The 18,493-nt window shown below is 72.1% G+C and carries 11 protein-coding genes; 3 read left to right on the top strand and 8 right to left on the bottom strand.

What is annotated here, in order from left to right; genetic code table 11:
- Positions 1-79: 79 nt before the first annotated feature.
- The 5 genes from ffh to nsdA form a co-directional block, all read right to left on the bottom strand.
- Positions 80-1,660, bottom strand: a complete 1,581-nt coding sequence (gene ffh / locus ACWDYJ_RS04395; protein ID WP_451563944.1) for a signal recognition particle protein — start codon at positions 1,658-1,660, stop codon at positions 80-82.
- Between the two features lie 238 nt (positions 1,661-1,898).
- Positions 1,899-4,346, bottom strand: coding sequence for a [protein-PII] uridylyltransferase (locus ACWDYJ_RS04390; protein ID WP_451563943.1), 2,448 nt, complete (start codon positions 4,344-4,346; stop codon positions 1,899-1,901).
- 203 nt (positions 4,347-4,549) lie between these two features.
- Positions 4,550-4,888, bottom strand: a complete 339-nt coding sequence (locus ACWDYJ_RS04385; RefSeq protein ID WP_451563942.1) for a P-II family nitrogen regulator — start codon at positions 4,886-4,888, stop codon at positions 4,550-4,552.
- Positions 4,885-6,231: an ammonium transporter gene (locus ACWDYJ_RS04380; protein WP_451563941.1), complete on the bottom strand. Its 1,347-nt coding sequence runs from the start codon at positions 6,229-6,231 to the stop codon at positions 4,885-4,887. The genes ACWDYJ_RS04385 and ACWDYJ_RS04380 overlap by 4 nt, the downstream gene beginning before the upstream one ends.
- A gap of 333 nt (positions 6,232-6,564) precedes the next feature.
- Positions 6,565-8,064 carry a transcriptional repressor NsdA gene (nsdA, locus tag ACWDYJ_RS04375; RefSeq protein WP_451563940.1) on the bottom strand — a complete coding sequence of 500 codons (1,500 nt, stop codon included), beginning with the start codon at positions 8,062-8,064 and terminating at the stop codon, positions 6,565-6,567.
- 407 nt (positions 8,065-8,471) lie between these two features.
- On the opposite strand from nsdA, the gene ACWDYJ_RS04370 reads away from it, so the two are divergent.
- On the top strand, positions 8,472-9,140 hold the full coding sequence (locus ACWDYJ_RS04370) for a bifunctional DNA primase/polymerase (protein WP_451563939.1): 669 nt from the start codon (positions 8,472-8,474) through the stop codon (positions 9,138-9,140).
- Positions 9,141-9,214: 74 nt separating this feature from the next.
- On the opposite strand, the gene ftsY is transcribed toward ACWDYJ_RS04370, so the two are convergent.
- Positions 9,215-10,420 (bottom strand): signal recognition particle-docking protein FtsY, encoded by a 1,206-nt coding sequence (gene ftsY / locus ACWDYJ_RS04365; protein WP_451563938.1) that lies wholly within the window; start codon positions 10,418-10,420, stop codon positions 9,215-9,217.
- 141 nt (positions 10,421-10,561) lie between these two features.
- On the opposite strand from ftsY, the gene ACWDYJ_RS04360 reads away from it, so the two are divergent.
- Positions 10,562-12,031, top strand: a complete 1,470-nt coding sequence (locus tag ACWDYJ_RS04360) for a cytosine permease (protein WP_451563937.1) — start codon at positions 10,562-10,564, stop codon at positions 12,029-12,031.
- Positions 12,032-12,093: 62 nt separating this feature from the next.
- The gene (locus tag ACWDYJ_RS04355; RefSeq protein ID WP_451563936.1) at positions 12,094-13,101 is read left to right on the top strand and encodes an LLM class flavin-dependent oxidoreductase; all 1,008 of its coding nucleotides are present in this window, start codon (positions 12,094-12,096) and stop codon (positions 13,099-13,101) included.
- A gap of 27 nt (positions 13,102-13,128) precedes the next feature.
- On the opposite strand, the gene ACWDYJ_RS04350 is transcribed toward ACWDYJ_RS04355, so the two are convergent.
- Both ACWDYJ_RS04350 and ACWDYJ_RS04345 read right to left on the bottom strand, forming a co-directional pair.
- On the bottom strand, positions 13,129-14,562 hold the full coding sequence (locus tag ACWDYJ_RS04350; RefSeq protein WP_451563935.1) for a sugar porter family MFS transporter: 1,434 nt from the start codon (positions 14,560-14,562) through the stop codon (positions 13,129-13,131).
- A 202-nt stretch (positions 14,563-14,764) separates the two neighbouring features.
- A complete protein-coding gene (locus ACWDYJ_RS04345; protein WP_451563934.1) occupies positions 14,765-18,478 on the bottom strand; it encodes an AAA family ATPase in 3,714 nt (1,237 codons plus the stop codon).
- Positions 18,479-18,493: the final 15 nt, after the last annotated feature.

Here is an 18,493-nt window from a genome sequence, read left to right as displayed (position 1 = left end):
ACCAATGCCCCCGCAAAGACGAAGGGCCCCGGCGGTGACGACACCGCCGGGGCCCTTCGCCGCGTTACCCGCGTACGTACTACTTCATGAACTTCTTGAACTCGTCCGGGAGGTCGAACTCGTCGGCGGACCGACCCTCCGGGCCACCCGCGGGAAGACCGAAGGGGTTGGCGGCGGCCGCGGGCTCGATCGCCTGCGGGCCCTGCTCCTTGCGGAGCGCGGCTGCCGCCTCTTCTTCCCTGCGCTTCATCGGGTTGCCGCTCTTGCGCTTGCCCTTGGCCTGCTTGACCTGCTTCTTCTGCCGGCCGGGGCCGCCACCCATCCCGGGCATGCCCGGCATGCCCGGCAGGCCGCCGCCCTGAGCCATGCGGGACATCATCTTGCGGGCGTCGAAGAAGCGCTCCACGAGCGACTTGACGGCGCTGACCTCGCTGCCGGAACCCTTGGCGATACGGGCACGGCGCGAACCGTTGATGATCGTCGGGTCCTGGCGCTCGGCCGGGGTCATCGACTTGATGATCGCGGCGGTGCGGTCCACGTCGCGCTCGTCGATGTTGTTGATCTGGTCCTTGATCTGCCCCATGCCCGGCAGCATGCCGAGCAGCTTGGAGATCGAGCCCATCTTGCGGACCTGCTCCATCTGGGCCAGGAAGTCGTCGAGCGTGAACTCCTTGGGACCCTTGGCGAGCTTGGCCGCCATCTTCTCGGCCTCGGCCTGCGAGAAGGTCTTCTCGGCCTGCTCGATGAGGGTGAGCATGTCACCCATGTCGAGGATCCGGCCCGCCATGCGGTCCGGGTGGAAGGCGTCGAACTCGTCGAGCTTCTCACCGTTCGAGGCGAACATGATCTGCTTGCCGGTGACGTGCGCGATGGACAGCGCGGCGCCGCCTCGGGCGTCACCGTCGAGCTTGGAGAGCACGACGCCGTCGAAACCGACGCCGTCACGGAAGGCCTCGGCGGTGTTGACCGCGTCCTGGCCGATCATGGCGTCGACGACGAAGAGGATCTCGTCGGGCGAGACCGCGTCACGGATGTCCGCGGCCTGCTGCATCATCTCGACGTCGATGCCGAGGCGGCCGGCGGTGTCGACGATGACGATGTCGTACTGCTTCGTGCGCGCGTACTCGATGGAGTCCTTGGCGACCTGGACCGGGTCACCGACGCCGTTGCCGGGCTGGGGCGCGTAGACCGCGACCCCCGCGCGCTCGGCGACGACGGAGAGCTGGTTGACGGCGTTGGGGCGCTGGAGGTCGCACGCGACGAGGAGCGGGGTGTGGCCCTGCCCCTTCAGCCAGAGGCCGAGCTTTCCGGCGAGGGTGGTCTTACCGGCACCCTGGAGACCGGCCAGCATGATCACGGTGGGGGCGGTCTTGGCGAACCGCAGCCGCCGGGTCTCACCGCCGAGGATCGTGACAAGCTCGTCGTTGACGATCTTGAGGACCTGCTGGCCGGGGTTCAGCGCCTTGCTGACCTCCTCGCCACGGGCCCTCTCCTTGACGTTCGCGATGAAGGAGCGGACGACCGGGAGGGCGACATCCGCTTCAAGGAGCGCGATACGGATTTCCCGGGCCGCCGAGTCGATGTCAGCCTCGGACAGCCGGCCTTTGCCGCGCAGGCCCTTGAAGGTATTCGCCAAGCGGTCGGAGAGCGTATCGAACACGGTGGTCGCGATTCCTCGGGTCGGGGGCGGTGTCGTCGTCCCCCAGGGTATCGGGCCGAGCCGCGGGCTCGACCCTTCGGGCGGTTTTCGGGCTCCGCCCCGCACCCCGCGCCTCCAACGCCGACGGGGCTGGATTCGGCTGATGCCGTCCGCTCGGCGGGGGCGCGGGTCCGGGCGGAGCCCGGGGACCGGTGGAAGGGCGGGGCGGGGACCGGCTCCGCGCAGCGGCCGGGTCCCGCTACGCCAGGGCCGACTGCACCGAGCCGGCCAGGGTCGCCGCCTCCGCGGCGGACAGGGGTTTGCCGTTTCCGTCGACCACGTACACGGTGTCCACCGCATTGGCGCCCAGCGTCGAGACGTGTGCGCTGCGCACCCGTACGCCCCCCGCGTCCAGGGCGCGGCCGATCCGGTGCAGCAGTCCCACCGCGTCCGGGGCGCGCACCTCCAGGACCGTGGCCAGGGAGGAGACGTCCGGGACGACCGTCACCCGGGGCGGCGGCGGGACCACCCCGCGCCGTCGCGGGTACGCCGCCTCGCGGTCGGCCAGCTTCGCCGGGACGTCCAGCGACCCGTCGAGCGCCCGGATCAGGTCGGTCCGCAGCCGTGCCGCCTCCGGCAGCGAGCCGTACTCCGCGGCCACCCGCCACCGCAGTACGAGTACCTCGCCCAGCAGGTCCGGGAGCTCCATCGACCGCAGGTCCGCCGCGCGCACGGTGAGCCGGTGCAGCGCCAGCACCCCGGCCACCGCCGGGAGCACCCCCGGTTGGTCCGGGACGGCGACGACCAGTTCCACGCCGACCGCGTCGTCCTCCTCCCGGCGGGCGTGCAGGGCCAGCACCGGCTCTCGCGTGCGCAGTGCCTCGACCGCCAGGCGTTCCTGTTCGGTGGTCGGGATCTCCAGTTCCGTCGCCGCCGGGGCCGCGCCGCGCAGGACGGCGGCGACGCGGGACACGAGGTCGGCGACGAGCGAGCCGCGCCAGGTGCTCCACGCCGCCGGGCCGGTGGCGAGGGCGTCGGCCTCCGTCAGGGCGTGCAGGATCTCCAGCGTGCCCAGGGAGCCCAGGGCGCGGGCGACCGAGCGGACCGTGGCCGGGTCGTCCAGGTCGCGCCGGGTCGCGGTGTCGATCAGCAGCAGGTGATGGCGTACGAGGACGGCCAGCACGGCGGCGTCCCGCGCGTCGAAGCCGACCCGTACGGCCACGTCGCGGGCGATGGTCTCGCCCGCGACGGAGTGGTCCCCGGGCCAGCCCTTGCCGATGTCGTGCAGCAGCGCCGCCATCAGCAGCAGGTCGGGGCGGCTCACCCGGCGGGTCAGCGCCGAGGCCCGCACCGCGGTCTCGATGAGGTGCCGGTCCACCGTCCAGGTGTGCACGGGGTTGCGCTGCGGGCGGCACCGGACCCGCTCCCAGTCGGGCAGTAGTCGGCTGATCAGGCCCTCGGCCTCCAGGGCCTCCCACACCCCGACCATCGGCTCCCCCGCGCCGAGCAGGGTCACCAGTTGCTCCCGCGCCTCCGCCGGCCAGGGCACCGGCAGCGGCTTGGCCTGGGCCGCGAGCCGCCGTACGGCGTGCAGCGACACGGGCAGGCCCGCCTGTGCGGCGGCCGCGGCGAACCGCAGGGGCAGGGCGGGATCCCGGTCGGGCCGGGCGGCCAGCGCCAGTACGGCCTCTCCGTCGGACTCCACCACTCCCTCGGCCAGCGGCGCACGCTCGGCCGCCGCGGCCCCCCGGGTCCCCAGCAGCCCGCGCAGCCTCGGCCGGGCGGCCCGGGCCCGCACGACCCGGCCCACCTCGCGCCAGGTGACGTCACCGGCGTACGCGATCACGCGCGCGGCCTCGTACACCTCCCGCAGCAGGGCGTCGGCGTCGAGCAGTCCGAGCCGGGCCGCGACCTGGTCCTGCTCCTGGAGCGCGAGCCGGTCGGTCGCCCGGCCCGTCACCAGGTGCAGCGCGTCCCGCGCGTCCAGCAGCCGCCGTCCGGCTTCGGCCAGGCCCTCGCGCGGGGCGTCGGCCAGCCAGGACGCGGCGACGGCCCGCAGCGCCGTGGCGTCCCGGAGCCCGCCGCGGGCCTCCTTCAGGTCGGGTTCCAGCAGGAAGCGCAGCTCTCCGGCCCGGTCGGCCCGCTCCAGGCACATCGAGTGCAGTTGCGGCAGCCGCTTGACGGCCTGGTTGCGCCAGTCGGCCAGCACCGAGGTGCGCAGCCCGGCGAGCAGTCCGGCGTCCCCCGCGACGGACCGGGCGTCCAGCAGTCCCAGGTGCACCTTGAGGTCCTCGGCGGCGGTCTTGCGGGCCTCACCGGGGGTCCGCACCGAGTGGTCCAGGGCCAGGCCGAGGTCCCAGACGGGGTACCAGAGACGGTCCGCGAGCATGCTCAGCACCCGTGGCTCGGCCCGGCCGTCGTGGAGCAGCAGCAGGTCGAGGTCACTGCGCGGGGAGAGTTCCCCCCGCCCGTAGCCGCCGACGGCGACCAGGCTCGCGCCGCGGACGCCGGTCTCCCGTACGGCGGCCGTGAACAGCGCGTTCAGCCATTGGTCGGTCAGCGCGGACAGGGCGGAACGCCGCGAAGGCCCGGACCGCGACTCCTCCTGGAGGAGTCGCAGCCGGGCCGCGGCGTAACCGCTGGGTCCCGAGCCGACTGGTCCGTGCGTTCCGCCCGTGCCGTCCGTGGTCTCTTCGACGCTCGTCACCCAGGAGCTCCCGTCAGTTAGGGCCTGTCCGGTCGATCATGCCGGGCTCGCGTGCCCTGGTGCGCACTCCCCCAGACTCCGTCCGGGGGGACCCCCGGCCGCGTTGTCGTCGGTCACCGACGCTCCGCGTCGATTCCCTCCTCCGCCTTGCGATCGCACGCACCAGCCCGCGCTCGCTTCCGGCCCGACCGACCGGACAGGCCCTACAGCGCGTCAGCGCCGCGCTCGCCGGTGCGGACCCGTACGACCGAGTCCACGGGGACGCTCCACACCTTGCCGTCGCCGATCTTGCCAGTGCTGGCGGCGCTGACGACGACGCGGATCACTTCCTCCGCGTCGGTGTCCTCGACGAGCACCTCGATGCGGATCTTCGGTACGAGGTCCACGGTGTACTCGGCGCCCCGGTAGACCTCGGTGTGGCCGCGCTGGCGTCCGTAGCCGCTGGCCTCGGAGACCGTGAGGCCCTGGACCCCGAACACCTGGAGGGCGTCCTTGATCTCGTCCAGCTTGTGCGGCTTGACGATCGCGGTGATCAGCTTCATGCGTCAACCTTCTTGCTCGCGGTGGCGGCGGGGGCGGAGGTGGCGGTGCTCCGCGAGGAGGACCCGCCGCCGGCCCCGCTGAAGTCGTAGGCGGTCTCGGCGTGCTCGACCTGGTCGATGCCGGAGACCTCGTCGTCCTCGGTCACCCGCATTCCGATCGTCTTGTCGAGGAGGAAGGCCAGGATCGCGGACGCCACGAGAGAGTAGGCGAGGACCGCGAAGACTCCGATGGCCTGCTTGCCGAGCTGTTCCAGGCCGCCGCCGTAGAAGAGGCCGGCCACGTCGGACTGGACCTTGCCGGTGGCGAAGAGGCCGACGAGCAGCGAGCCCGCGATGCCGCCGACGAGGTGGACGCCGATCACGTCGAGGGAGTCGTCGTAGCCGAACTTGTACTTCAGGCCCACGGCCATGGCGCACAGCACACCGGCGATGACGCCGATGGCGATCGCACCGAGCGGGCTGACGGCGCCGCCGGCGGGGGTGATGGCGACGAGGCCCGCGACGGCGCCGGAGGCCGCGCCGAGGGTGGTGAAGGAGCCGTGGCGCAGCTTCTCGTAGCCGAGCCAGGCGAGCATGGCGGCGGCGGTGGCGACCTGGGTGTTGACGAACATGACCGCGCCGACGCCGTCGTCGTTGCCGAGCCAGGAGCCGGCGTTGAAGCCGAACCAGCCGAACCACAGCAGACCGGCGCCGAGCATCACGAGCGGCAGGCTGTGCGGGCGCATCGGGTCCTTCTTGAAGCCGACGCGCTTGCCGATGACCAGGATCACGCCGAGGGCCGCGGCGCCCGCGTTGATGTGGACGGCGGTGCCGCCGGCGAAGTCGATGACGCCGAGCTCGAAGAGCCAGCCGCCCGCGCCCCACACCCAGTGGGCGACGGGGAAGTAGACGACGGTGACCCACAGGGCGGTGAACAGGACCCAGGCGCTGAACTTGACCCGGTCGGCGAGGGCGCCGCTGATCAGGGCCGGGGTGATGACGGCGAACATCAGCTGGAAGACGGCGAAGACGAAGACGGGGATGGTGTAGCCGTCCCACAGCTCGGTGACGCCGATGCCGCTGAGGCCCACGTAGTCGGAGGACCAGCCGATGACGCCGCCGGTGTCGGCGCCGAAGGCGAGGCTGAAGCCGTAGATGACCCACAGGATCGTGACGATCCCGAGGCTGATGAAGCTCATCATCAGCATGTTGAGGCTGCTCTTGACGCGGACCATGCCTCCGTAGAAGAAGGCGAGTCCCGGGGTCATCAGCATGACCAGGGCGGAGCAGATGAGCATGAACCCGGTGTTCGCGGCAGACAGCGTCGGGGCGTCTGCCGCGAGGGTCGTGATGGCTGATGCCATCGGCGTCTCCTCGTCGTCGGTACGTTCGCGTGCGGGCGATCGTGAAAACCTGAGCGGCGCAAGGCGTAGGCCTGGGGGTGGGCCTGGCCTGGGGGCTGGCCGGTTATTGACCCCGAGATTCGCGCAGGCCGGTTTCCGGCGCAGCCGCTGGGTGTTTCACGCCGATGACGAAGAGTTCGGCAGTGTTACAGCCCCATGAACGGCGCAACCACCAAATTGAGCAACCACGACGGCGAGCAACCACCTCCGCGAGAGCGGCGGCGGCTTAGCCGCAAAGGGGGGTCGAGCAACCACCTCCGCGAGAGCGGCGGCGGTTCAGCCGCACAGGGGTGCTCAGACGGCTTCGGCGGCCTCGGGGAGGCGGGACGCGAGGTGGTCGGTGAGCCGGACCACGTCGGCGACGTCGCCGTACTCGCGGGCGGCGGCGTCGACGGTCTTGCGCAGCCGCGTGTTCACCCGTTCCGAGCGCACCTTTCGCGCCACGTCGAGGGCTTGGTCCACGAGGACGGTCGCCTGCTCGGGTTCGCGCTGGAGCAGGTGGACGGTGGCCATGCCGATGAGGTTCAGGGCGTACGAGCGCTGGTGCTCCTCGTCCTTGGCGAACAGCTCGACCGCGCGCTCCATGACCGGTTCGGCGAGGGAGGCGTACGTGGGGCTGCGCCCGGCGACGTAGGCCAGATCGCGGTAGGAGTGGGAGTTCTCGCCGTTGAGCTCGGCCTCGGAGAAGAAGCGGATCCAGTCGGGCTCGGGCTCGGGTTCGCCGCCGAAGCCGACGTCGGAGAAGGTGTCCTCGGCCATCCGGACGGCGCGCTTGCAGCGGCTCGGCTGGCCCATGTTGGCGTAGGCGCGGGCCTCCATCGCATACAGCATGGCCTGGGTGCGCGGGCCGGCGCAGTCGCGGCTGCCGTACTGCGCGAGGTGGACGAGTTCCAGGGCGTCCTCGGGGCGGCCGAGATGGATCATCTGGCGGCTCATGCTGGACAGGATGTACGAGCCGAGCGGCTTGTCCCCGCCTTCCTTCGCGGCGTGCAGCGCCAGGACGAAGTACTTCTGCGCGGTGGGGTGCAGCCCGATGTCGTAGCTCATCCAGCCGGCGAGTTCGGCGAGCTCGGCGGCCACCTTGAAGAGCCGCTTCATGACGGGGGCGGGGTGGTTCTCCTGGAGCAGGTCGGTGACCTCGTGGAGCTGTCCGACGACGGCCTTGCGGCGCAGTCCGCCGCCGCACTGGGCGTCCCACTGGCGGAACATCACGGTGGTGGCTTCGAGGAGGTCGAGTTCCGGCTCCGACAGCCGGGGCGGCCGGTGCCCGTCCAGCAGGCCCGCCGGCCCGCCCTCGGTACGCGATCCGGGGTCGGCGGCCGGGACCGGGACGAGCCAGCGCTGCATGGGCTCGATGAGGGCGGGACCGGCGGAGAGGGCGAGCGAGGTCCCGAGGAAGCCCCGGCGGGCCAGCATGAGGTCGCTGCGGGAGAACTCGCTGAGCAGTTCCACGGTCTGCGGGCCGGCCCAGGGCAGGTCCACGCCGGAGACGGAGGGGGTCTGGTGGGCGGTGCGCAGGCCGAGCTGCTCGATGGCCACGACGGAGCCGAAGCGTTCGGAGAACAGCTCCGAGAGGATGCGCGGCACGGGCTCGCGCGGCTGTTCTCCGTCGAGCCAGCGGCGTACGCGCGAGGTGTCGGTGCTGATGTGGTGGGCGCCCATCTGGCGGGCGCGGCGGTTGACCTGGCGGGCGAGTTCGCCCTTGGACCAGCCGCTGCGGACGAACCAGGAGGTCAGCTGGACATTCTTGTCGGCGGATTCCTCGATCGTTCCGCTTGCGCCGCTGCCGCTCACTGGAACGCCCCCATCCGCATCGCTTCTTCAGCACGAACCCTGGCCGCTGCGGCCGAGCCCGACGGGGACCTTCACAAGTCCTCCACGGGTTGCCTCCGGCATACCCACGGACGGGTCCGCCTCCAGGCTCCGTGCACCGAAAGTAATCCTACGATCACCCCTTCGGCGACGTCGATTCCAGAAACGCCACCATTCGCCACCCCTTCGAATGAACTCGGCGGCGGCCAGGCGCGATTCACTTGACAGGCAGGCGGGACTGAACGGTTGGACGGGAGTGCGCACGGGGCGCGCGCGGCGAGGAGTGCGCCGGGGCGGCTCCGATGGAGGACGCGACGCACCCACCCGCCGACAGGTCTCGCCGACGTCGTAACCACCGGCGCGTCCGACCCGTTGGAGGGGACATGGGCATGGGCTTCACGATCGGCGGCAGCCGCAGCACCAAGGAGTTCCGTTCCGGTTCCCGGCGTCGCGGCCGGACGTCGGAGTGCACGGCCGTGGCGGAGTACACCGGGCTGTGGGGCTGGGACGCCGTCCCCGGCGCCCGCGCCGCGGCTCCCGCCCGCGACTGCTCCTGCGGTCATACGAAATGCGGCGCGCCGGGGGCGCACCCGCTCGCGTTCGCTCCCACCGTCCCGGCGGGCGCCACCCTGGACGAGGTCACCGAGATCTGGGGCGAGTACCCGGGCGCGGCGATCCTGCTCCCGGTCGGCCGCACCTTCGACGTCATCGAGGTCTCCCGGGAGGCGGGGCGGCGGGCGCTGGTCCGGCTGGAGCGGATGGGGCTGCCCCTGGGCCCGGTCACGGCGACCCCGGACGGCCGCGCGCAGTTCTTCGTCGCCCCCGGGGCCGCGGCCGAGCTGCCGCAGCTGCTGTACCGGATGGGCTGGGACGACGCCGATCTCGACCTCCGCGCCCTCGGCCACGGCGCCTTCCTGACCGCCCCGCCCTCGGACCACGCGGGCCTCGGCCCGGCCGACTGGCTGCGCCGGCCCGCCCTCGACGGCGCGGGGAGCCTCCCGCAGGCCCGGCTGCTGCTGGGCACCCTGGCCTACATCTGTCACCGCTTCCGGCACTGACGGCCGGCCCCCTACGCAGCGCAGTGCCCCCGTGTCCGGCCGGACACGGGGGCACTGGTCTGCGTAAAGGGGCTTCAGTCGCCGATCAGGGCGTCCACGAACGCCTCCGGCTCGAAGGGGGCCAGGTCGTCCGGGCCCTCGCCGAGGCCGACGAGCTTGACCGGGACGCCCAGCGCGCGCTGGACGGCGATGACGATGCCGCCCTTGGCGGTGCCGTCGAGCTTGGTGAGCACGATGCCGGTGATGTCCACGACCTCGGCGAAGACGCGCGCCTGGGTCAGGCCGTTCTGGCCGGTGGTGGCGTCGAGGACGAGCAGGACCTCGTCCAGCGGACCGTGCTTCTCGACGACGCGCTTGACCTTGCCGAGCTCGTCCATGAGGCCGGTCTTGGTGTGCAGTCGGCCGGCGGTGTCGATGAGGACCACGTCGGCGCCCTCGGCGATGCCCTCCTTGACCGCGTCGTAGGCGATCGAGGCCGGGTCGCCGCCCTCGGGGCCGCGGACGGTACGGGCGCCCACGCGCTCGCCCCAGGTCTGGAGCTGGTCGGCGGCGGCGGCGCGGAAGGTGTCGGCCGCGCCGAGGACCACGCTGCGGCCGTCGGCGACGAGTACGCGGGCCAGCTTGCCGGTGGTGGTGGTCTTGCCGGTGCCGTTGACGCCGACGACCATCACGACGGCGGGGGTGTCCACACCGCTCTCGGTCTTCACGGCGCGGTCGAAGTCGGTGCCGAGGAGGGTCAGCAACTCCTCCTTCAGCAGGGCGCGCAGGTCGGCGGGGGTGCGGGTGCCGAGCACCTTGACCCGCTCGCGGAGCCGGTCCACCAGCTCCTGGGTCGGCGCGACACCGACGTCGGCGACGAGGAGGGTCTCCTCGATCTCCTCCCAGGTGTCCTCGTCGAGGTGCTCGCGCGAGAGCAGCGTGAGCAGCCCCTTGCCGAGGGTGTTCTGCGAACGGGCGAGCCGCGCGCGCAGCCGGACCAGGCGGCCGGCGGTGGGCTCGGGCACCTCGATCTCGGGTGCGGCCGGGACCTCGGGCACCACGACGGGAGCCTCGGCCTCCGCCTCGGGGAGCACGACCTCCTCGATGGTGCGGCGCGGCTCTTCGACCGTCGGTGCGGCGTCCTCCCCCACCTGCGGCTCGGCGGGCGGGGCAGTGATGGTCGGCGTACTCGACGGCGCCGTGGGGGGCAGCTGCTTCTTCTTGCGGCTGCTGACCACGAGCCCGCTGATCGCGCCGACCGCGACCAGGGCGATGACGACAGCAAGAATGAGGATTTCCATAGCTCGACCAGTATGCGTGACCCCGTCCCGGCAGAGGTTCCGTCAGGGCGCGGAGCCAGGCACTAAGCCTCTATTTGTGCTTTTCCGGGCGAATCCACGATGATGGGCGACTCCCCCACTCCCTCCCCCACGGAGTAGCCCATGCCTGCCGAGACCGCCGACGGAGCGATATCCGCCCCGGCCGAGACCGCCGTCGAGACCCGCGGACTCGAGCCGGTGCCCGACTCCGAGCGCGGCGGGCGTGTCCGCGAGCTCGTCCCCACCTGGGTCGCCGCGAACATCAGCGTGCTGCTGCTGACCATGGGCGCGGGCCTGGTGATCTTCAACAAGCTGAACATCTGGCAGGTGCTCGTCGTCGCGGTCGCCGCGCCCGTCATCTCGTACGGGATCGTCGGCCTGATCTCCATCGCCGGCAAGCGCGGCGGCGCACCCGGCATGGCGCTCTCCCGGGCCGTCTTCGGCCAGCGCGGCAACCTCTTCCCCGGCGCCCTGATCTGGGTGGCCCGGTGGGGCTGGGAGACCATCAACGCGGTCAGCGGCGCCTACGCCGTCCTGACGGTCCTCGATCTGCTCTTCGGCATCAAGAGCAACACGGCGCTCATCGTGGTCACCCTGCTGTTCTTCGTGGGCTGCACCTTCGTGGTCTCGGGGCTCGGCATCAACGCGCTGCGCGTCTGCTCCACGTGGTCGACGTACCTCTTCGGCGGCTTCAGCGTGCTGGTCCTCGGCTACCTGCTCTTCGAGACCGACTGGTCCGCCGTCTTCGCCAAGCCCGCCGGCTCCACGGCGATGATGATCGCGGGCATCAGCACCATCGCGGCCGGCGGCATCAGCTGGGTGCCCTCCGGCCCGGACTTCACCCGCTACCTGCCGCGCACCGCCTCCTCCAAGGGCATGGTCGGCGCGACGATCGGCGGCGCCGGGGTCGTCGTCCTGCCGATGGTGCTGATGGGTGCGGTCATGGCCGTCGGCACGCCGGACCTGGCCTCGGCCCAGGACCCGGTCTCCTTCATCGGCGAGCTGCTGCCGACCTGGATCGCGGTCCCGTACCTGCTCGTCGCGCTCGTCGGCATGCTGCTGATCAACTCGATGTCCATGTACTCGGCCGGCTTCACCGCGCAGACCCTCGGCATCAAGGTGCCGCGTGCCTGGGCGGTCAGCGTCAACGCCGTCATCAGTCTGGTCTTCGGCTTCCTGCTGATGGTGGTGGCGACCAGCTTCTTCGGCTCCTTCATCTCCTTCCTGACGCTGCTGGCGGTGGCCTTCTCCGCCTGGATCGGCGTCTTCGGCGTGGACATGCTGCGCCGCACGAGCTACGACGGCCCCGCGCTGCTGGACACCACGCGGAGCAGCGCCTACTGGTACAAGGGCGGTTTCGCCTGGCAGGCGATGACCGCCTGGGCCCTGGCCCTGGTCGTGGGTCTGCTGTTCACCAAGGTGGACTGGTTCAGCGGGCCGCTCGCCTCCACCTGGATCGGGCAGAACGGTCTGGGCTGGATGGCCGGCATCATCACGTCCGGCGTGCTGTACGCCGTACTGCCGCGCACGGCGCCGACCGTGCGGGAGGCGCCCGCCCCGGAGGCGGAGCTCGCCGGATCCCTGTCCAACTGACGCAGCGTCAGCTAACGTCCCCCTTCGCCGCCCACCCACATCCGGCGAAGGGGGACTTCTTCATGCCCATCACCGTGGCCCGGTTCAATCTCGTCGACCCGCACGGAACCCCCGAGACCCTCCGCGACCGCTACCGGGCCGCGCTGGAGATGGCGAAGTACGCGGACGACCGCGGAATCGACACCCTCCAGACCGAGGAGCACCACGGCACCGGCAACAACTGGCTGCCCTCCCCCTTGGCCTTCGCGGGAGCCGTCTTCGGCGCCACCCGACGGATCGCGGTCACGGTCTCGGCGATCATCGGCCCGCTCTACGACCCGTTGAAGGTCGCCGAGGACATCGCGGTGCTGGACCTGCTGAGCGGCGGCCGCCTCGTCACCGTCGCGGGAATCGGCTACCGGCCCGAGGAGTACGAGCAGCACGGTGTGGAGTGGGGCCGTCGCGGCCGGCTCCAGGACGAGCTGCTGGAGACCCTGCTGAAGGCGTGGACCGGCGAGCCGTTCACCTTCCGGGGCCGGACGGTGCGGGTCACCCCGCGCCCCTTCACCCAGCCGCACCCCCTGCTGCTCGTCGGCGGAAGCTCCGAGGCCGCGGCGCGCCGCGCGGCCCGGCTCGGGCTGCCCTTCTTCCCGAGCGCGCACCTGCCGGAGCTGGAGGCGTACTACCAGGGCAAGCTCACGGAGTACGGCACGGAGGGGTTCTGCATGATGCCCGCCGCCGAGACTCCGCTGCTGCACATCGCCGAGGACCCCGACCGGGCCTGGGCCCAGCACGGCGAGCGCTTCCTGCACGAGGCCGGCATGTACGCCTCCTGGCAGTCCAAGGACATCCGCAGCGCCGTACGGTCGGCCGCGCGCACGGTGGCGGAGCTGCGGGCGGAGGGCGTGTACCGGATCCTGACCCCGGAACAGGCGGTGACGTACGCCCGCGGCGCGGGTGAGGCGGGGAACCTGGTGCTGCACCCGCTGTGCGGCGGCATGCCCGTCGACGAGGGCTGGCGCAGCCTCCAGCTGCTGTGCGAACAGGTGCTGCCCCGGCTCAAGACCGAGCCGGGGCAGCACCTGCTGTAAGAGGAGAGGGGGCGTTGGCGGGGGTGGTTACCCCATCTCCTCCAACGCCTTGCCCTTGGTCTCCGGCACCCACTTGAGGATGAACGGGATCGAGAGCACGGCGAAGGCCGTGTAGATGACGTAGGCGCCGGACAGGTTCCAGTCCGACAGCGTCGGGAAGCTGACGGTGATGACCCAGTTGGCGACCCACTGGGCGGCGGCGGCGACACCGAGGGCCGCGGCGCGGATCCGGTTGGGGAACATCTCGCCGAGCAGCACCCAGACCACCACGCCCCAGGACAGGGCGAAGAAGAGCACGAAGGAGTGTGCGGCGATCAGCGCGATCGTGCCCTGGGTGTCGGGCATGGAGATGTTGTCGCCGGTGCCGGTCTTGTACGAGAACGCCCAGGCGGCGAGCGCGAGGGAGAAGGCCATGCCGACCGAGCCGATGAGCGCGAGCGGCTTGCGGCCGATCCGGTCCACGAACATCATCGCGATCACCGTGCCGACGATGTTGATGATCGACGTGGTGAAGGAGTAGAGGAACGAGCTGGTCGGGTCGATGCCGACGGACTGCCACAGCGAGGAGCTGTAGTAGAAGATCACGTTGATGCCGACGAGCTGCTGGAAGACCGAGAGGCCGATGCCGATCCAGACGATGGGCATCAGGCCGAAGCGGCCGCCGAGCAGGTCCCTGAAGGTGGACTTGTGCTCGGAGCGCATGGCGCGCTCGATCTCGAAGACGCGCCCGTCCAGGTCGATGTGCTCGCCCTCGACCGCGCGCAGCACCTGCTTGGCCTGCTCGGTGCGGCCGACGGAGATCAGGAAGCGCGGGGACTCGGGGATGACGAAGGACATGAGCCCGTAGAGCACGGCCGGGACGACCATCACGCCGAGCATCCACTGCCAGGCCTCGAAGCCTGCGATCGTGCCGCGCTGGTCGCCGTCGGCGAGGTTCAGGATGCCCCAGTTGACGAGCTGCGAGATGGCGATGCCGATCACGATCGCGGCCTGCTGGAAGGAGGCGAGCCGGCCGCGGTAGGCGGGCGGGGACACCTCCGCGATGTACGCCGGTCCGATGACGGAGGCCATGCCGATGCCGAAGCCGCCGATGACCCGCCACATCGCGAGGTCCCAGAGGGCGAAGGGCAGGGCCGAGCCGATGGCGCTGGCCGTGAAGAGGACGGCGGCGATCTGCATGCAGCGGATGCGGCCGATCCGGTCGGCGATGCGGCCGGCGGTGGCGGCGCCGAAGGCGCAGCCGATCAGCGCGGCGGCGATCACCTGGGCGAGCGCCTCGGAGCCGACGTCGAAGCGGTCGCGGATCGCGACGACGGCGCCGTTGATGACGGAGCTGTCGTAGCCGAAGAGGAAGCCGCCCATGGCAGCGGCGGCGGTGATGAAGATGACGTGCCCGAGGTGCTCGGGCTGCGATGCGCGTCCGCCGCCCGGCGCCGGGGCCTGCGCTGTGCTGCTGGTCAAGGTGTGCTCCGTGGGGGTTTTGTCCGTCCTCACAGTGGCGCACAGGTCAAGATCGGGCACCACCCGAAGGCGGGAGACAGCGGAGCGAGCCTATGTGTTCATTTCCTGAAGTCAATACCGTGCACGGTCGGTAGATTAAGAGGTCGACTGCGAAGCTGAGTTCACTTCTTTAACTGAACGCCCAGACTGGGGCAGGTCGGCTTCAGCGGAGCCGCTGGCTGATGACCTTCGAGACGCCGTCGCCCTGCATCGAGACGCCGTAGAGCGCGTCCGCGACCTCCATCGTCCGCTTCTGGTGCGTGATGACGATCAGCTGCGAGCTCTCCTGGAGCTCCTCCATGATCCGGATCAGCCGCTGGAGGTTGGTGTCGTCGAGGGCGGCCTCCACCTCGTCCATCACGTAGAAGGGGCTGGGGCGCGCCTTGAAGATGGAGACCAGCAGCGCCACGGCGGTCAGCGACCGCTCGCCGCCGGACAGCAGGGACAGCCGCTTGACCTTCTTACCGGGCGGCCGGGCCTCGACGTCCACGCCGGTGGCCAGCATGTTGTCCGGGTCGGTGAGGACCAGCCGCCCCTCGCCACCGGGGAACAGGCGCGAGAACACCCCCTCGAACTCCCGCGCCGTGTCCCGGTACGCCTCCGTGAAAACCTGCTCGACCCGCTGGTCGACCTCCTTCACCACCTGAAGGAGGTCGGTACGGGTCTTGCGCAGGTCCTCCAGCTGTTCGCCCAGGAACTGGTGGCGCTCCTCCAGCGCCGCGAACTCCTCCAGCGCCAGCGGGTTGACCTTGCCGAGCTGCTGGTAGGCGCGCTCGGCGGCCTTCAGCCGCCTCTCCTGCTCCGCCCGGACGAAGGGTCCGGGCAGAGCGGCGGGGTGCTCCGGACCCTCGGGCCCCCCGGTCCCCTCCGGCCCCTCGGTCGTGGGCAGGCTCGGCAGTACGGGCTGGTCGGGGCCGTACTCCGCCACCAGCGCGGTCGGCTCCATCCCCAGTTCCTCCAGCGCCCTCGTCTCCAGCTGCTCGATCCGCATCCGCTTCTCGGCACCGAGCACCTCGCCCCGGTGCACGGAGTCGGTCAGCTTGTCGAGCTCCGCCTTCAGGTCACGGCCCCGGCCGCGCGCCTCGCCGAGCTCCCGCTCGCGCAGCCCCTTGGCGTACTCGGCGGACGCCCGCTCCTGCTCCGCCCGACCGACCGACACCTCCAGGTGTGCCAGCAGCTGCCGCGCCCCGTCGGCGACGGCCAGGCCCACCTCGGCCTCGTGGCGCAGCCGCCGCCGGCGCCGCTCGGCGCGGGCGCGGCTCTCCCGTTCCGCCCGGGCCGCCCGGTCCAGCGCGTCCGCGCGTCCGGCCAGCGCCTTGACCCGCTCCTCGTGGGTGCGCAGTTGGAGCCGGGCCTCCATCTCGGTCTGCCGGGCGTTCGCCCCGTCGGCGGCGAGCCGGTCGCGCGCCGAGGTGTCGGGTTCCTGCTCGACGGGCATCTCCTCGACCGCCGCGAGCCGCTCCGCGCACTCCTCCACGTCGGCCCGCGCCTGCTCCAGCGCCTCCTGTGCGGTGGCTGCGGCCAGGGCGCTGCGCTCGGCTTCACCCAGGGCCCCTTTCGCCTGCCCGGCGAGCCGCCCGAGCTGCTGCGCGACTCCGGCGCGGGCCTTTTCCCCGGCCCGGCGCCGCTGCGCCAGCTCCTCGACCCGGGTGGCGGCTTGGGCGTGCCCTGCCTGGGCGTTCTCCTTCGCGGTCGCCAGCTCCCGGCACTGCGCGTCCAGCCGGTCCAGCTCCGCCGCCGCCTCGTCCACGGCGGCCCGCACCTCGATCAGGCTGGGCGCCCCGGCGGAGCCGCCGTGCGCCAGGTGCGCCCCGAGCACATCTCCCTCGGCGGTCACGGCCACCAGGCCGGGGTGCTCGGCGACCACCGACTCGGCTTCCTCCAGGGTGCCGACGACGACGTGGTCCCGCAGCACCCACGCCACGGCCCGAAGCACCTCGGCGTCGCCGCTGACCAGTTGGGCCGCCGGGCGCGGCGCGGAGCCCGAGCCCAGCACCTCCAGCCCCGCCGCCGGCCGCGGCACAGCGTCGGGGGCGGAGCCCCGGAGGGTCCCGGGCGCAGTGCCGGTGCGGGAGGGGGCGGGGTGGGTAAGACCCGAGCCCCCCTGGGCGGCCTGTCCGGGCAGGTCGGCCCGGTGCGGGGCCTGGCCCGGAAGGACGGCCGCCGCCGGGGCGATCAGGAACGTCGCCCGCCCCCCGTCCGCCTCCCGCAGGTGCCGGATGGCTCCGGCCGCCGCGCCCGGAGAGGCCACCGCCACCGCGTCGGCGGCGGCCCCGAGCGCCGCCGCCACCGCGATCTCGTACCCCGGGGCCACCGTGACCCGCTCCGCCGCCGGCCCCAGCAGCCCGGCCAGCCGCTCGCGCGCGGCCAGCACCGCCCCGGTCCCGTCCTTGCGCCGCAGCCCCAGCGCGAGCGCGTCCCGCCGCGCCGAAACCGCCGCACGGGAGCGTTCCGCCGAGGTCAGCGCCTCCCGGGCCGCCCCGAGCGCCGACTCCGCCCGCGTCAGCTCGCCCCTCGCGGCCTCGTGCTCCCCCTCCACCGCGAGGTCTTCGAGCCCGCCGACCTCCTCCTCCAGCGCCTCGTACTCCTCGCGCGCCGTCACCGCCCTGGCCTGCGCCGCGTCCCGGGCCGCCACCAGGCGGTCGATCTCCGCCTGCGCCGCGCCCGCCCGGGAGCGGGCCGCGCCCAGCCTCCCGGTCAGCCGGGCCAGCTCTTCGCGCCGGTCGGCGATGGTCCGCGCCGCGTCCCGCAGCCGCCTCTCCTCCTCGGCCAGCGCCCGCTCCAGCTCCGCCCGGTGTTCCGCCGTGTCCTCCAGCGCCCGCCCGGCCGCCTCCAGGGCCGCCGTCAGCTCGGCCTCCTGTTCGCGGATCCGCTCGGCCTCCCGCTCCATGTCCTCGGGATCACGGCCGCGCCGTTCTTCCTCGGCCGGAGCGCGGGCGCTCTTGACCCGCGCCTGCGCCAGGGACTCCGTGCTCCGTACCCGCTCGGCCAGCTGGGAGAGCTCGTACCAGGTCTGCTGGGCCCGCTGGAGCCGGGGCGCGAGCCCGCGTACGGCTTCCTCCAGCTCGGCCTCCCGCCGCAGCGCGCCCGCGAGCTCCCGCTCCGCCGACTCCTTGCGCTCCTTGAGGGCGGCCTCGTCCGCGACCTCCGCGTCCAGTGCGCCGCGGAGCGTCACCAGGTCGTCGGCGAGCAGCCGTAGCCGCGCGTCGCGCAGGTCCGCCTGGATCACGGCGGCCCGTCGCGCCACCGCGGCCTGCCGTCCCAGCGGCTTGAGCTGGCGCCGCAGTTCGTCGGTCAGGTCCTGCACCCGCGCGAGATTGGCCTGCATCGCGTCGAGCTTGCGCAGCGCCTTCTCCTTGCGCTTGCGGTGCTTCAGTACGCCCGCGGCCTCCTCGATGAAGGCGCGACGGCCCATCGGATCGGCGTGGAGTACGGAGTCCAGCTGTCCCTGTCCGACGATGACGTGCATCTCGCGGCCGATGCCGGAGTCGGAGAGCAGCTCCTGGATGTCGAGCAGCCGGCAGGTGTCCCCGTTGATCTGGTACTCGCTGCTGCCGCCGCGGAACATGATCCGCGTGATGGTGACCTCGGCGTAGTCGATCGGCAGCGCGCCGTCGGAGTTGTCGATGGTCAGAGAGACCTCGGCGCGGCCGAGCGGCGGGCGCCCGGTGGTTCCGGCGAAGATGACGTCTTCCATCTTTCCGCCGCGCAGGGTTTTGGCTCCCTGTTCCCCCATGACCCAGGACAGCGCGTCCACCACGTTGGACTTGCCGGATCCGTTCGGGCCGACGACGCAGGTGATTCCCGGTTCGAAACGCAGGGTGGTCGCGGAGGCAAAGGATTTGAAGCCGCGCAGGGTCAGGGACTTGAGGTGCACGCCGCCGGACTCTAC

It is taken from the genome of Streptomyces sp. NPDC003042, from assembly GCF_053591315.1.
Note: the sequence above shows the minus strand (reverse complement) of the source record. Positions and strands in the feature narration are given on the sequence as shown.